At 62.3% G+C, this 13,417-nt stretch carries 14 protein-coding genes; 8 read left to right on the forward strand and 6 right to left on the reverse strand.

Annotated elements, in window-relative coordinates:
• Positions 1-2: 2 nt before the first annotated feature.
• Complete coding sequence (locus PAE61_RS17010) at positions 3-764, reverse strand: protein-disulfide reductase DsbD domain-containing protein (RefSeq protein WP_271113524.1); 762 nt, start codon at positions 762-764, stop codon at positions 3-5.
• A 105-nt stretch (positions 765-869) separates the two neighbouring features.
• Between PAE61_RS17010 and PAE61_RS17015 the strand changes: the two genes are divergently transcribed.
• On the forward strand, positions 870-1,433 hold the full coding sequence (locus PAE61_RS17015; protein ID WP_271113525.1) for a YqgE/AlgH family protein: 564 nt from the start codon (positions 870-872) through the stop codon (positions 1,431-1,433).
• A 15-nt stretch (positions 1,434-1,448) separates the two neighbouring features.
• Here PAE61_RS17015 and PAE61_RS17020 read toward each other — a convergent pair whose 3' ends face one another.
• Positions 1,449-2,399, reverse strand: a complete 951-nt coding sequence (locus tag PAE61_RS17020) for an L-threonylcarbamoyladenylate synthase (RefSeq protein ID WP_271113526.1) — start codon at positions 2,397-2,399, stop codon at positions 1,449-1,451.
• A gap of 136 nt (positions 2,400-2,535) precedes the next feature.
• On the opposite strand from PAE61_RS17020, the gene PAE61_RS17025 reads away from it, so the two are divergent.
• Genes PAE61_RS17025 through PAE61_RS17040 form a run of 4 tightly spaced genes read left to right on the forward strand, consistent with a single transcriptional unit; the run spans position 2,536 to position 6,105 of the window.
• On the forward strand, positions 2,536-4,224 hold the full coding sequence (locus PAE61_RS17025; protein WP_271113527.1) for an acyl-CoA dehydrogenase: 1,689 nt from the start codon (positions 2,536-2,538) through the stop codon (positions 4,222-4,224).
• Positions 4,221-5,258 (forward strand): MBL fold metallo-hydrolase, encoded by a 1,038-nt coding sequence (locus tag PAE61_RS17030; RefSeq protein WP_271113528.1) that lies wholly within the window; start codon positions 4,221-4,223, stop codon positions 5,256-5,258. Before PAE61_RS17025 ends, PAE61_RS17030 begins: the two co-directional genes overlap by 4 nt.
• Positions 5,259-5,317: 59 nt before the next feature.
• Entirely contained in the window at positions 5,318-5,467 is a 150-nt protein-coding gene (locus PAE61_RS17035) for an aa3-type cytochrome c oxidase subunit IV (RefSeq protein ID WP_271113529.1), read from the forward strand.
• A gap of 2 nt (positions 5,468-5,469) precedes the next feature.
• Positions 5,470-6,105, forward strand: coding sequence for a hypothetical protein (locus PAE61_RS17040; RefSeq protein ID WP_271113530.1), 636 nt, complete (start codon positions 5,470-5,472; stop codon positions 6,103-6,105).
• Here PAE61_RS17040 and PAE61_RS17045 read toward each other — a convergent pair.
• The 4 genes from PAE61_RS17045 to greA form a co-directional block, all read right to left on the reverse strand.
• Entirely contained in the window at positions 6,093-6,419 is a 327-nt protein-coding gene (locus PAE61_RS17045; protein ID WP_434803087.1) for an AzlD domain-containing protein, read from the reverse strand. The two genes, PAE61_RS17040 and PAE61_RS17045, sit on opposite strands and share 13 nt — an antisense overlap.
• Positions 6,416-7,201, reverse strand: a complete 786-nt coding sequence (locus PAE61_RS17050; RefSeq protein ID WP_271113531.1) for an AzlC family ABC transporter permease — start codon at positions 7,199-7,201, stop codon at positions 6,416-6,418. The genes PAE61_RS17045 and PAE61_RS17050 overlap by 4 nt, the downstream gene beginning before the upstream one ends.
• A 99-nt stretch (positions 7,202-7,300) precedes the next feature.
• Positions 7,301-8,221: a hypothetical protein gene (locus PAE61_RS17055; RefSeq protein ID WP_271113532.1), complete on the reverse strand. Its 921-nt coding sequence runs from the start codon at positions 8,219-8,221 to the stop codon at positions 7,301-7,303.
• A complete protein-coding gene (gene greA, locus PAE61_RS17060) occupies positions 8,221-8,691 on the reverse strand; it encodes a transcription elongation factor GreA (RefSeq protein WP_271113533.1) in 471 nt (156 codons plus the stop codon). Before greA ends, PAE61_RS17055 begins: the two co-directional genes overlap by 1 nt.
• A gap of 299 nt (positions 8,692-8,990) precedes the next feature.
• Between greA and PAE61_RS17065 the strand changes: the two genes are divergently transcribed.
• The 3 genes from PAE61_RS17065 to PAE61_RS17075 all read left to right on the forward strand — a co-directional run bounded on the left by PAE61_RS17065 (position 8,991) and on the right by PAE61_RS17075 (position 13,402).
• The gene (locus PAE61_RS17065) at positions 8,991-10,649 is read left to right on the forward strand and encodes an electron transfer flavoprotein-ubiquinone oxidoreductase (RefSeq protein ID WP_271113534.1); all 1,659 of its coding nucleotides are present in this window, start codon (positions 8,991-8,993) and stop codon (positions 10,647-10,649) included.
• Between the two features lie 93 nt (positions 10,650-10,742).
• Positions 10,743-12,578 (forward strand): tetratricopeptide repeat protein, encoded by a 1,836-nt coding sequence (locus PAE61_RS17070; protein ID WP_271113535.1) that lies wholly within the window; start codon positions 10,743-10,745, stop codon positions 12,576-12,578.
• The gene (locus PAE61_RS17075; protein WP_271113536.1) at positions 12,575-13,402 is read left to right on the forward strand and encodes a 4-(cytidine 5'-diphospho)-2-C-methyl-D-erythritol kinase; all 828 of its coding nucleotides are present in this window, start codon (positions 12,575-12,577) and stop codon (positions 13,400-13,402) included. The genes PAE61_RS17070 and PAE61_RS17075 overlap by 4 nt, the downstream gene beginning before the upstream one ends.
• The last annotated feature ends 15 nt before the right edge of the window (positions 13,403-13,417 follow it).

Genomic DNA, 13,417 nt, shown 5'->3' on the forward strand with positions numbered 1-13,417 from the left:
GCTCAGCCTGCGGCGCAGCCCCGATATTCGGTTGCGCCGTCCTGTTTCAGCAGCGTCAGCACGATAAGCGACGGGTCCAGCGGGAAGGGCTTGCCGGAGGGTGCCACGAAGTCGACGCTGATCTCTGATCCGTCCCGCGACAGTTCGGGCCGCGAAACCCAGATATCGTCGCTGCCGCCATATTCGACGGCCATATTCGTTGCGGGCTCGGGAAGCGATAGCGTCGCGGTCATGCCGTCCTCAATCTCTCCGAGGCTGCATGGCGGCTGGTCACGGGACAGTTCGGGCTGACGGCGCATCGCCTCGGTGATGACAGGATCCGGCGAGGATCCGGCAGGGGGCGCGGTCAGCGTCAACTCGGCGGGGACGCAGATATTTTCGCAGATTCCCAATGAAATCCTTGCCGACAGCCCGATGGGCCTGTCCTTTTCATCGGGCGCGATGGTGAAGGGAAGGATTAGCCTGTCATGGAAACCAAGCGTGCGTACACCGTCAGAGTCGATCACCTCGGGTGCGGGCCAGTGGAAGGCAACCTTGCCGATATTGCTGCCCTTCCAGTCGAATTCCGGCGCAAGCCCGGCATCCCCCGGGCTGCGCCAATAGGTCTTCCATCCCGGCGATAATTCCAGTTCCAGCGCGGCGATGCGATTGCCGTTCTCATCAGTCCAGCCGGGCAGAAACCGCGCAGAGAACAGTCCTTCAGGCAGGTCCCCGGCCCATGCGGGGATGGCGGCTGCAAGGCAAAAGAGAATGGCGTATTTCATCTGTCCCGTCTAACCCGACCTGGTGCCGGGCTGAAATCACCTTTTCGGGACGGGGCTTGTGAAATCCTCGCGATGGGCCGATCCTGATGGTCAGGAGGCGCATTGATGAGCGACGATGGCAATCTGAGCGGAAAGATCCTGATCGCGATGCCCGATATGGGCGATCCCCGTTTCGCGCATTCAGTGGTTCTGGTTTGTGCGCATTCCGCTGAGGGTGCAATGGGCATCGTGCTGAATCAGCGCATGCAGGGCATGACATTCAACAAATTGCTTGAGATGCTCGGGATCGAGGCGACTGCCGCGATGCCCGACCTTCCCGTCCGCGTCGGCGGACCGGTAGAGCCAGTTCGGGGGTTTCTGCTGCATCCCGGGACCGGCGTTCAGCATGAGGGGACGATGGATATCGGATCGGGTCTGGCGATGAGCACGACCCGGGATATGTTGGTCGATCTTGCCGAGGGGCGCGGACCGGATCGCGCGATGCTTGCGCTCGGTTATGCAGGATGGGGTCCCGGCCAGCTTGATGCCGAGATCAGGGCGAATGGCTGGCTGACTGGTGAGATGGACCCCGATTATGCCTTCGGAGACGTCTCCGATATCTGGGTCAGGGCGCTGAACGCGCTTGGCGTCGATCCGTTGCTGCTGTCAGGCGCTGCCGGGCGGGCCTAGAAGCTCCGTTCCCCCTTATGGCCGTGGTGCGGCGGCGCGGGACAGGCGGTCATTGATCGCCATGCCCAGACCTCGCACGGGGATCGGGGCGATGGCGATCTGCTTGCCCGTATTGTCGGCACGGTGCAGCAATTCGAACAGTTTCGAGGCCGCCTCGGTCAGATCCCCCGATGCCGACAGGGTCACATCGCCCGCGACCTCTCCGAAGCCGATCAGAAACTCTCCATCCCGTGCTTCGTTTGCATTCAGCCTGACAGAAGCGCGGGGGGCATAATGGCTTGACAGCATGCCCGGAGCCGCAGGGCGATCGGGATTGGCTGCGGGTAGGGTTAGGGTGGTATCCAGACATGCCTCGATCGCCTCGGCCGGTATCCCGCCGGGACGCAGCATAACAGGATAATCTCCCTGCCAGCCAATAATCGTCGACTCGACCCCGACCATGCAGGGGCCCGCATCCAGAATGACGGCCAGCTTTCCATCCAGCCCTTCCGCCACATGCTGCGCCGTGGTGGGGCTGATTCGCCCTGACGGATTGGCCGAAGGGGCGGCGACGACGCCTCCGAACGCGTAAAGCAGATCCTGCGCGACGGGATGGGCAGGGACCCGGATCGCGACGCTGTCCAGCCCGGCTGTCACCAGCGGAGCAATGCCGGAACCCTCGCGCAGCGGCACCACAAGTGTCATGGCTCCGGGCCAGAACGCTGTCGCAAGCCGGAGGGCCTCGTCATGAAACACGCCGATTTCTGCGGCAGTTGCCAGATCCGGCGCATGAACGATCAGCGGGTTGAAACTGGGCCGCCCCTTGGCTTCGAAGATCCGAGCGACGGCGCTTGGGTTCCGCGCATCTCCGGCAAGGCCATAGACCGTTTCGGTCGGCATCGCGACCAGACGCCCCTGCGCCAGCATCATCGCGGCATAGGCGATATGTTCCGTTTCCGGTGTCAGAAGGCGTGTTTCGGCTTGCATGGATCTGTAAGAGCGTCGTTACGCAGGGTTTTTCTTCAGGACGGCTTGCCGCATAGGCTGCGACTTGTAATCTGGATGGACAGACATATTGCATAGATGCCGCAAGCCAGTACGGCAAGCCGGTGGAGGAAAAACGATGGCATATCATGCGCCAGTCGATCAGATCAGATTCATCCTGAAAAATGTCGTGCCGTTCGGCGAGGTCTCTGGGACCGAACGGTTCGCCGAGGCCAGTCCCGATATGGTTGACGCCATCCTGACCGAGGCGGGCCGCATGTCGGCAGAGGTCCTCGCGCCGCTGAACGAGGCGGGCGATAATCATCCTGCGCGGCTTGAAAACGGGGTTCTGCGGTCCTCTCCGGGCTTCGACAAGGGGTTTCAGGCCATCGCAGAAGGCGGCTGGATCGGGCTTTCCGCCGATCCCGACTATGGCGGGGCCGGGCTGCCGCAGGCGCTGAACATGGCGGTCAGCGAATTCACCGCCGCGGCCTGCCTTGCGCTTCAGCTTAACCCGCTTCTGACTCAGGGCCAGATCGAGGCACTGGAGCATCATGCCAGCGATGAGATGAAGGCGCTGTACCTGCCCAAACTGATTTCCGGCGAGTGGAACGGGACGATGAACCTGACCGAGCCGGGTGCCGGTTCGGATGTCGGGGCCTTGAAAACCAAGGCGGAGCCGAACGGCGATGGCACATATGCGATTACCGGGCAGAAGATCTTCATTACCTGGGGTGACAGCGACGTGACCTCGAATACCTGTCACGCGGTTCTGGCGCGTCTGCCCGATGGTGCAAAGGGCACCAAGGGGATCAGCCTGTTCATGGTGCCGAAATATCTGCCTGACGATGAGGGCAATCCCGGCAAGGCCAACAGCCTGAAAGTCGTCAGCCTGGAAGAGAAGATGGGCATTCACGGCTCTCCGACCTGTGTGATGAGCTATGACGGCGCGACGGGTTGGCTGATCGGCAAGGAGCATGGCGGGATGGCGGCCATGTTCACCATGATGAACGCGGCGCGTCTGGCGGTTGGTGTGCAGGGCGTCGGCATCGCCGAGGCGGCATTGCAGAAGGCGACAGAATATGCGGCCGAACGTGAGCAATTCGGCCCGATCATCCGCCACGCCGATGTCCGACGGATGCTTGCGACCTCGCGGGCCGAGATTTTCGCCGCGCGTGCCATATGTCTGGCTTGCGCGACCTCTCTGGATATGGCGCGGGCGACGGGCGATGCCGATTGGGCTGCTCGCGCCGCGCTGCTGACGCCGATTGCGAAGGCGCATGGTACCGATGTGGGATGCCGTGTGGCCGATGCGGCGGTGCAGGTTCATGGCGGCATGGGCTATATCGAGGAAACCGGTGTGTCGCAGTATTTGCGCGATGTGCGCATTACGCCGATCTATGAAGGCACGAACGGTATTCAGGCGATGGATCTGGTCGGGCGCAAGATGATGGATGGTGGCGCGGCGGCGCAGGCGCTTCTGGACGAGATTCAGGATTTCGCGCGGGACAATAACCAGTTCAATCCGGCCCGGTTCGAGGCCGTCTGGACCGCTGCCCAGACTCTTTCCGAGGCGACCGGAAAGCTTGTCGATATGGATCTTGAGGACCGCTTCGCGGCGGCTGTGCCCTATCTGGCCGCCTTCGCACGGGTGCTGGGTGCATATTATCACCTGCGGGCGGCGGTCAGCGGCGGCGAGGATGAGGCGGCTCTGGCCCGGATCTATATCGACCGTATCCTGCCGCGCTATGCCGCCGATCTGGCAGAGGCCGAGGCAGGCGTCGCGGATCTGAACGCGGTCAGCGACAATGCGCTCGGTCTGGCGTGAGCGTTGGCATCGATCACCCCTGGCCCGATCCGCCTGACAGGGGAAGCGTGACCGAGATCGCCTCTGGCGTGCTGTGGATGCGGCTGCCGTTGCCGATGAAGCTGGATCATGTGAACTGCTATGCTCTGGATGAGGGCGACGGGTGGTGCATCGTCGATACCGGCTTCGACAGCCGCCTGAGCCGGTCGGTCTGGCAGGGATTGCTTGACGGGCCGCTGGCGGGAAAGCCGGTGAAACGTGTCGTCGCAACGCATCATCACCCCGACCATATCGGGCTTGCCGGCTGGTTCATGGCGCAGGGTGCCGAGCTATGGACCACCCGGACCGTATGGCTGATGGCGCGGATGCTGCTGCTGGATGAACAGCATGCGCCTCCGCCTGAAACGGTCGCGTTCTGGCGTCGCGCGGGGATGGGAGAGAAGATCCTCGCGAAACGCGCGGGTGAGCGTCCGTTCAACTTCGCCGATACGGTTCATCCCATACCGCTTGGGTTCACCCGGATGGTCGAGGGCGAGACGCTGCATTTCGGCGGCAGGAACTGGCATGTGCATATGGGCAACGGCCATGCGCCCGAGCATGCGACGCTGTGGTCGCTGGATGATGATCTGGTGATCGGAGGTGATCAGCTTCTGCCCGGAATCTCTCCGAATCTCGGGGTATACCCGACCGAGCCGGATGCGGACCCGGTCGGCGAGTGGATCGAAAGCTGCGACCGTTTCGCTGAGATTGCCGAGGATCGGCATCTGGTTCTGCCGGGTCACAAGCTGCCCTTTACCGGGCTGCCCTCAAGGCTGGCTCAGATGCGCGAAAACCATGTCTCCGCGCTGAATCGTGTGGTCGATCTTCTGCGTCAGTCTCCGGCGACGGCTGTTGGCTGTTTTCCTGCCTTGTTCAAACGGCCTATCGGCGAAAGCGAATATGGTCTGGCCCTTGTCGAATCGGTTGCGCATGTGAACCATCTGGCCAGAACCGGGCGCATTGCGCGGGTCGGTCTGGACGATCACGGTGGTGTGCTTTGGCAGACTGTGTCGTGACAGAAGAGGCGCGATAGGCTATTGAGGCCCAAAACCGGCGGATTTGAGGGATACAGGCCATGACGCAGAATAATGTTACGGAACACGAGCACGGCTCGATGGAAATACGCGACCACCAGAGAACCTTTGCCGCGTTTATCCGCTTTGCAACCTGGGTTGCCGGTCTGGCAATCGTGGTTCTGATCTTTCTGGCGCTGTCGAACTCCTGATCATGCTGCGCCGCGTTCTGATTGCTCTGGCATTGCCGCTTTTCCTGGCAGCATGTGGGGCCGATAATAAATGGGCGTCGGACGAGGCTGTCCGGACCGCACGCTATGTGTCGGAAGAACAGCCCTCGATCTCGCTGATGACGGTCATCGGGCTGAACCGGGGCGAGGGCGGCCATTCCGCGCTGCTGATCAATGGCAGCCAGCGGGTGATTTTCGATCCGGCGGGCAGCTTCGTGCATCCGCGTGCGCCTGAACGTCATGACGTGCTGTACGGGATCACCCCGGCGATGCGGAACGTGTATATCGACTATCACGCCCGCGACCTTCCCGGAGAACGCTATTACGTCACCGTGGATACGGTTCCGGTCTCGCGCGAGACTGCGGATATCGCGATTCGCGCGGCCGAGGGCAACGGCCCGGTGAACAAGGCCTTCTGCGCCGTCGGGACCTCGAAAGTGCTCAGCGCGACGCCGGGCTTCCAGGGCGCTCCGGGCGGTTTCAGCCCGATCCGGCTGCGGAGCTGGTTCCTGACGCTTCCCGGAGTTCGCACCGAAGAATACCGGGATAATGACCCCCGGCTTGTGCATGGCGATCTTCTGAAAATGAACGATGGCAGCCTGCACGCCTATGACAGGTAAAGCCCGACTGCCAGAGTGCCCGCGCCGCCGATAATGGCGGCGAGGGCATTTCTGGTGATCATCCCTATCGACAGCGTTGCGATCCCAGCCGCCAGCCTTGCGGGATCGGTTTGCCCGCCCGTCGCCTCGGGAAACACGACCAGAGGCGCGGACAGCGCCGGAAGCACGGCCACCGCGGTATAACGCAGCAGGCGCAGCACCCAGGGCGGCATGGTGCGGTTGCCGATCGCGCCCAGAAAGCTGAAGCGCAGCAGAAATGTGCCAAGACCGACAATGACGATCACCAGCCAGATATGGGCAGAACCGTAAGTCACGATGCACTTCCCCCTCTGCGCCGGATCATGACGGTTTCGACCGCGGCACCGGTCGCCATTGCCAGCAATGCAGCGATCATCGGCCCGACCCCTGCCGGTAATCCGACCAGAAACAGCGAGACGATCACCGCAACCGTGGCCGCTGCGATATGGGCCGGGCTGCGCAGCGCGGGCGCGATCATCGCCAGGAAGGTGATCGGAATGGCGAAATCAAGCGGAATGCCCGCCGGGATCATCCGGCCCGCAGTGGCACCGATCATGCTGAAGAGGATCCATGCGCCGCACATGACAAGCGATGTGCCGGTGAAATATCCCAGCCGTTGCGGCAGGCTCAGCTTTGGTGTGTTCTGGAAATAGTCTATCGACAGCACATAGGTCTGATCGATCAGCGCATAGGCCACCGCCGCCCGGCTTGGCCCCGAGGCCGCACCCAGCCACGGGACAAGCGAGGCGGAATACATCGCCATCCGCAGATTGACCGCCAGCGAGGACAGGATCACCAGCCAGATCGGCGCGTGATCTGTCATAAGCTGAACGGCGGTAAACTGGGATGCGCCGGCCAAAACCAGCACCGTGAATCCCATCACCTCGGCCAGATTCAGCCCGGAATTGGTCGCGACCACACCGAAGAGCAGCCCGAACGGCACAATCACAAGCAGGAAGGGCAGGGACTGGATGGCTCCATGCACGACACTCTGGGCCGGGGTCCGGGCCAGAGCCCGGGCGCGGGACGCCTCAAGTGCGGCAGCCCGGCGGGAACGGGATGGTGTGGCGTTGTTCATCTCAGCCTGATGTCGCTTTGCGGAATTGCAGAAACGAAGGCCACCATAACTTTCCGCAGGCTGTGTGCAAGCCGGGATCGCGCGGTTTGAAGAGGCGGCCTATTCCTCCTGACCGAACAGACCCGCCGCCCTGCCAAGCAGCATGAATGTCCGCGCCGACCGGGTTTCGGCCAGCCAGACGATCTCATCGTCGCTGAGACGCGGAATCATCGCCGTGGCCCCCCGGTCGAAAAGGCGCAGGAAATGATGCACGGCATCGCGGAATATTTCATCGCCGCGCATGGCCAGCGTTGCGGCCTCAAGCAGATCGGGATCGCGGACGGAACCCACGGCGCTGACCGCCTGCCCGCGCTGCCCGTCACCGAAACGACGCCATGCCGAGGGGTCGATGGCGTCACTGTCCAGATCCTCGGTATAGATGCCGCGCTCGGCTAGCAGGGTGATGACATCCTGCGCACTGCGGATCAGCCGGGCAAGATCGGGGTCGCGCAGCGCCTCACGAAGTGCCTCGACCGCCTCCCGGTCATCCGGCCCGTCGGGAAAATTCAGGGCGCGGATCACGGTCTGGCCTGCAAGCTCTATCGGTTCGGGCGCGTCGAGACCAAGGCTCGACTGGCGCGGATCGTCCTGCGGCGAGGCCGGTTCCGCTCGCCGCGCCGGGACTTTGCCTGTCGCTACGGATGGCCGCATGGAGGAGGCTTGGGAGGCCATTCCGTCAGACCCCGAAGGCTGCTGGATCCGGGGCGGATCGCTGCGCAGGATATTGTGGTCGATTGAACTGCGCAGGGCCTGCGCCTCATTTCTCAACTCATCGACTGCACGCGCAAGCCCGACCGCTATCCAGATCAGGCCCAGAGGGGTCAGCGCCGCCACGGCAGAGACCCACCATCCCGGACCGCTTCCGCTGCCTGCCGTCAGCCAGAAAATCAGCAGCATGACAACCCACAGCGCCGTCAGTCCGGCGCCGATCATCATTGCCCGCCCGCCTGCATCGCCTTCACCGCGCCGCCAGTCAGGCATCAGACATACCGAACGGCCAGAATTTCATAGCTGCGCAGCCCGCCGGGCGTCTGCACCTCGACTTCGTCGCCGTCTTCCTTGCCGATCAGGGCACGGGCCAGAGGCGAGCGCAGGTTCAGCAGGCCATTCTCAAGGCTGGCCTCATGTTCGCCGACGATCTGGAAAGTCTTTTCTTCATCCGTGTCGATATCCAGCAGATCGACCGTCGCGCCGAATTTGATGCTGCCCGACAATTTCGAGGGATCGATCACCTCGGCCCGCGACAGGACGCCTTCCAGCTCGGTGATGCGGCCCTCGATAAAGCTCTGTTTTTCGCGGGCGGAATGGTACTCGGCATTTTCCGAAAGATCGCCATGTGACCGTGCTTCGGCAATTGCGGCAATGATGGCAGGACGCTCGCTTCCCTTCAGGTCACGCAATTCGCGGTCAAGCCGGTCATATCCGGAGCGGGTCATCGGGATCTTTTCCATTTTCTTTCCTGCTTTTCGTACGTTCTGTGCGAAGCTCTGCTGTGTTGTACAACGCCCCCGCCAAATAATGGCAGGGGCGCGATTCAGTCCCCTCAGCGTTCCATCATCCGGGCTGTGTTTGCAAGTCAAACAGTCGATACCGGGCGGTGTCTGGCCGAAAACCGGGCAATCTCATGCCCGATGCTGGCCCGGATCTTGCGACGATTGCGTTAACAATGTGTTGAATCGCCGCGTAACAATTGCCCGGCAGCCGCACAGCGTCTAGGACAGATAAGACATATGCGAGCGGAGGCAAGCCAATGACGGAAGAGAACAGCGAACACGAACGCGAGTCGATGGATTTCGACGTTGTGATTGTTGGCGGAGGACCTTCCGGCCTGTCAGCGGCGATCCGTCTCAAGCAGATCGATGAGGATCTGAACGTCGTCGTGCTTGAAAAAGGCTCTGAGATCGGGGCGCATATCCTGTCGGGCGCGGTGCTGGACCCCTCGGGGCTGGATGCGCTGATTCCGGACTGGAAGGAAAAGGGCGCTCCGATCAGTCAGGAGGTCACGCAGGATAATTTCTATATTCTGGGTGAAGCCGGGCAGATGCGGGTGCCGAACTGGCCGATGCCGCCCCTGATGAATAATCACGGCAATTACATCGTCAGCATGGGCAATGTGACCCGCTGGCTGGCCGAGCAGGCCGAGGCGATGGGCGTCGAGATCTTCCCCGGCATGGCCTGTTCCGCGCTTGTCATGGATGGTGAGCGCGTGGCCGGCGTCGTTGCCGGTGAAATGGGCCTGAACGCCGATGGCACGCCCGGCCCGCAATATGAGCCGGGCATGGAACTGCGCGGAAAATATGTGATGCTGGCCGAGGGTGTGCGTGGTTCGCTGTCGAAAGAGGTGATCGCGAAATACGGTCTCTCGAAGGGGCATGAGCCGCAGAAATTCGGCCTTGGCATGAAGGAAATCTGGGAGGTCGATCCGGCGAAGTTCAAGCCCGGCACCGTGACCCACACGATGGGCTGGCCGCTTGGCAAGAATGCGGGCGGCGGCTCGTTCATCTATCATTTCGAGAATAATCAGGTGCTGATCGGCTTCGTTGTGCATCTGAACTATGCCAACCCACATCTGTATCCGTATATGGAGTTCCAGCGCCTCAAGCATCACCCGATGGTCGCTGATCTGCTGGAGGGCGGCAAGCGTGTCGCCTATGGTGCGCGGGCGATTTCGGAAGGTGGCTGGCAGTCGATCCCGAAACTGACCTTCCCGGGCGGGGTTCTGCTGGGATGTTCCGCGGGTCTGGTGAATGTGCCGCGGATCAAGGGCAACCATAACGCCATGCTGTCGGGCATCGCTGCCGCGAATGCCGCCGCCGCCGCGATTGCCGAAGGTCGCGAGGGCGATGAGCTGACCGCCTATGAAGACGATCTGCGTTCGGGTCCGGTCGCGAAGGACCTGAAGAAGGTGCGCAACGTCAAGCCGATCTGGTCGAAAATGGGGCTGACGGCTTCTCTGGCGCTTGGCGGGTTCGATATGTGGGTGGCCAATGTGACCGGCTGGAATCCCCTGGGAACGTGGAAACATGGCAAGACGGATGCCGAGGCCACCGGCAAGGCGGATAAATACGCGAAGATCGATTATCCGAAGCCGGACGGGAAGCTTTCCTTCGACCGTCTGACCAATGTCAGCTTCAGCTTCACCAACCACGAGGAGGCGCAGCCCTGCCATCTGAAGCTGAAAGATCCCTCGATCCCGATTGCGGTCAATCTGCCGGAATATGCCGAACCGGCGCAGCGTTACTGCCCGGCGGGCGTGTATGAGGTGATCGGGGAAGGCGATGAGGCGCGGTTCCAGATCAATTTTCAGAACTGCGTTCACTGCAAGACCTGCGATATCAAGGACCCGCTGCAGAATATCAACTGGACCACGCCGCAGGGCGGGGACGGGCCGAACTACCCGAATATGTGATCGTGCCGATCCGCGTGATGCCGGTGCTGCCGTTGCGTGTCAGGCATCGCGCGGATAGGGTCGTGCGGACACGGGAAAATCGGATTTGCGTTGATGAAGTCTTTTCATGTCCTGCTGATGGCTGCGATGGCCGGTCTGCCGGTCTCCGGGGTGACCGCACTGCCTGCCTTCGCGCAGAGTACCGAGCCGCCGCCGCACCGGCCCGAACGCGCTGAGGATCGCGACCGGCCAGAGGAACCGCAAGCCCCGCTGACCGATGATCTTGCGGGCCCCTATCTCGCCGCGCGGACGGCTGCGATGGAAAACGATTTCGAGGCTGCGTCGGAATATTATCTGCGGGCGCTGCGGCAGGATCCCGGGTCGGTTTATCTCAATGACAGCACGCTGATCTCGCTGCTTGCCTCGGGGCAGATCGAGCGTGCCGTCGAACTGGCCGATGCAGGGATGGAAACCAGCGAAGAGGGCATGTCCTCGCGCCTTGTCGAACTGGTCGAACGTGCGCGTGCGGCCCGGCAGCAGGACTGGTCCGGGCTTCTGCAATTGCTGGATGCAAGCGAAGGAGAAGAGGACGGCACCGAAAGGCTGCTGGACGGGATGCTGCGTGCCTGGGCTCTGCTGGGTGAGGGCCGGGCATCGGATGCGGATACCGCCTTCGACCGGATCCGGCAGATCCCGGGGACCGGCGATCTGGTGGATTATCACATGGCTCTGGCCAAGGCACTTGTCGGCGATTTCGAGACCGCTGCCGAGCTGCTGCACAGCGACACCCCGGAACAGAACCTGATGGGAGCGCTTGTCGAAGCGCAGGTGCTGGCTCAGCTTGACCGCAGGGATGACGCCCTTGCGCTGCTGGACCGCGTCTCCGGCATCGGCATTGACGGTCTGGTCGAGGATATGTCCGAAAAGCTGCGGGAGGGTGAGGACGTGCCTTTCGACGTCGTCTCTGATCCGCGCGACGGGATTGCACAGGTTTTCCTGACCTTTGCGACGCTTCTGGCGAATGATGTCGATCCCAACCCTCTGGCGCTGATCCATGCGCGGCTTGCCAGCTATATCTCGCCCGACATGGCCGATGCGCGGCTGATGGTCGCGCAGATGCTGCAATCCGTCGGCCAGTTCGACGCCGCCGAGGCGGAATTCGAACAGCTTCGCGAAAACGGCCAGATGCGCCCCACGGCGGAACTGGTCCGCATCGACACGCTGGCCCGCGCCGACCGTCTGGTCGATGCCGAAAAGGCTGCGCTTGCGCTGACCGCCGCCTCGCCGGAATTGGCTCAGGGCTGGATCGCGCTTGGCGATCTGATGCGGCAGCAGGATAAATGGGCGCAGGCCGTTCCGGCCTATGACAAGGCGATTTCGCTGGTCGATCCGGCAAATGAAGACGATCTCTGGTTCCCGCTTTACGCCCGCGCCATCGCATTAGAGCGGCTCGGCCAGTTCGACCGGGCCGAAACGGATCTGAAGGCAGCGCTGGAGATCCGGCCGGATAATGCGAATATGCTGAACTATCTGGGATATTCCTATGTCGACCGGGGGCAGAATCTGGATGAGGCGCTGCGCCTGATCGAACGTGCGGTCGAGCTGTCGCCGGATGACGGCTATATCCTCGATTCCCTTGGCTGGGTGCTGTACCGTCTGGGTCGCTATGATGAGGCAGTGGCTCCTCAGGAACGCGCCGTCGCCGAGATGAGTAACGACCCGCTGGTCAATGACCATTTGGGCGATATTTACTGGATGGTCGACCGCAAGCGTGAGGCCGAAATTCAGTGGAAACGTGCGCTCAGCCTTGGCCCCGAAACCGAAGCCGAGGCAGAGCGTATCCGTGCCAAGCTGGATCGCGGTCTGGATGCGGTTCTGGCCGAGGAAGAGGCGAATGGCGGCACTCTGGCCCCTCAACGCCATGACGGGATTGCGGCCGACGAGGAATGAGTGTTCAGGAATTCGCGCCCGCCAAGCTGAACCTGACGCTGCATGTGACGGGTCAGCGCGAGGATGGCTATCATCTGCTGGATTCGCTTGTCGTCTTTGCCAGGGTGGGCGATTCCGTAACGCTTGTCGAGGGCGGGCTGTCCCTTTCCGTCAGCGGTCCCTTTGCGCAGGGTCTTTCCGGTGATGATAATCTGTGCCTCCGCGCCGCAAGGCTGGCCGGGGCAGAGGCGGCGATCAGCCTGACCAAAAACCTTCCCGTCGCCTCGGGGATCGGTGGCGGCTCGGCGGATGCTGCGGCGGTGCTGCGTGGTCTTGCGCGGATGGGTCACGAACTGCCCCCAGAGCCTGAGAGACTTGGCGCGGATCTGCCCGTCTGCCTTGCCTCGCAGCCCGCCCGGATGCGTGGTACGGGCGAGATCCTTCAGCCTGTGCCCGATCTGCCCGATCTGCGGATGGTTCTGGTCAATCCCCGCATCGAGGTGCCGACACCGGCAGTGTTCCGGGCGCTCGAACAGAAGAATAATCCGGCGATGCCCGATCTTCCGGGTCAGTTCGATCTGGAAGGGCTGCTGGACTATCTTCATGCCTGCCGCAACGATCTTCAGGACCCGGCCATAAACCTGTTTCCCGTCATCGGAACCGTTTTGAGGGCCTTGCAGGATGAAGGCGCAATGCTGGCGCGGATGTCGGGGTCGGGTGCGACATGTTTCGGGATTTTCCCCGACGCGACCTCTGCCGGAATGGCGGCGTATCGCATTGGAGCCGCTTATGAAAACTGGTGGATCACATCGACGGGACTCGCCCCGCAGTCTCCGCCGATCTAAGGTCCGTTGCAGGAG

The organism is Paracoccus aerodenitrificans (genome assembly GCF_027913215.1).
Classification (GTDB): Bacteria; Pseudomonadota; Alphaproteobacteria; order Rhodobacterales; family Rhodobacteraceae; genus Paracoccus; species Paracoccus aerodenitrificans.

Coding starts and splice junctions, on each gene's coding strand:
- PAE61_RS17010 (WP_271113524.1), bottom strand. CDS start 764: ATGAAATACGCCATTCTCTTTTGCCTTGCAGCCGCCATCCCCGCATGG.
- PAE61_RS17015 (WP_271113525.1), top strand. CDS start 870: ATGAGCGACGATGGCAATCTGAGCGGAAAGATCCTGATCGCGATGCCC.
- PAE61_RS17020 (WP_271113526.1), bottom strand. CDS start 2,399: ATGCAAGCCGAAACACGCCTTCTGACACCGGAAACGGAACATATCGCC.
- PAE61_RS17025 (WP_271113527.1), top strand. CDS start 2,536: ATGGCATATCATGCGCCAGTCGATCAGATCAGATTCATCCTGAAAAAT.
- PAE61_RS17035 (WP_271113529.1), top strand. CDS start 5,318: ATGACGCAGAATAATGTTACGGAACACGAGCACGGCTCGATGGAAATA.
- PAE61_RS17040 (WP_271113530.1), top strand. CDS start 5,470: ATGCTGCGCCGCGTTCTGATTGCTCTGGCATTGCCGCTTTTCCTGGCA.
- PAE61_RS17050 (WP_271113531.1), bottom strand. CDS start 7,201: ATGAACAACGCCACACCATCCCGTTCCCGCCGGGCTGCCGCACTTGAG.
- PAE61_RS17055 (WP_271113532.1), bottom strand. CDS start 8,221: ATGCCTGACTGGCGGCGCGGTGAAGGCGATGCAGGCGGGCGGGCAATG.
- greA (WP_271113533.1), bottom strand. CDS start 8,691: ATGGAAAAGATCCCGATGACCCGCTCCGGATATGACCGGCTTGACCGC.
- PAE61_RS17065 (WP_271113534.1), top strand. CDS start 8,991: ATGACGGAAGAGAACAGCGAACACGAACGCGAGTCGATGGATTTCGAC.
- PAE61_RS17070 (WP_271113535.1), top strand. CDS start 10,743: ATGAAGTCTTTTCATGTCCTGCTGATGGCTGCGATGGCCGGTCTGCCG.
- PAE61_RS17075 (WP_271113536.1), top strand. CDS start 12,575: ATGAGTGTTCAGGAATTCGCGCCCGCCAAGCTGAACCTGACGCTGCAT.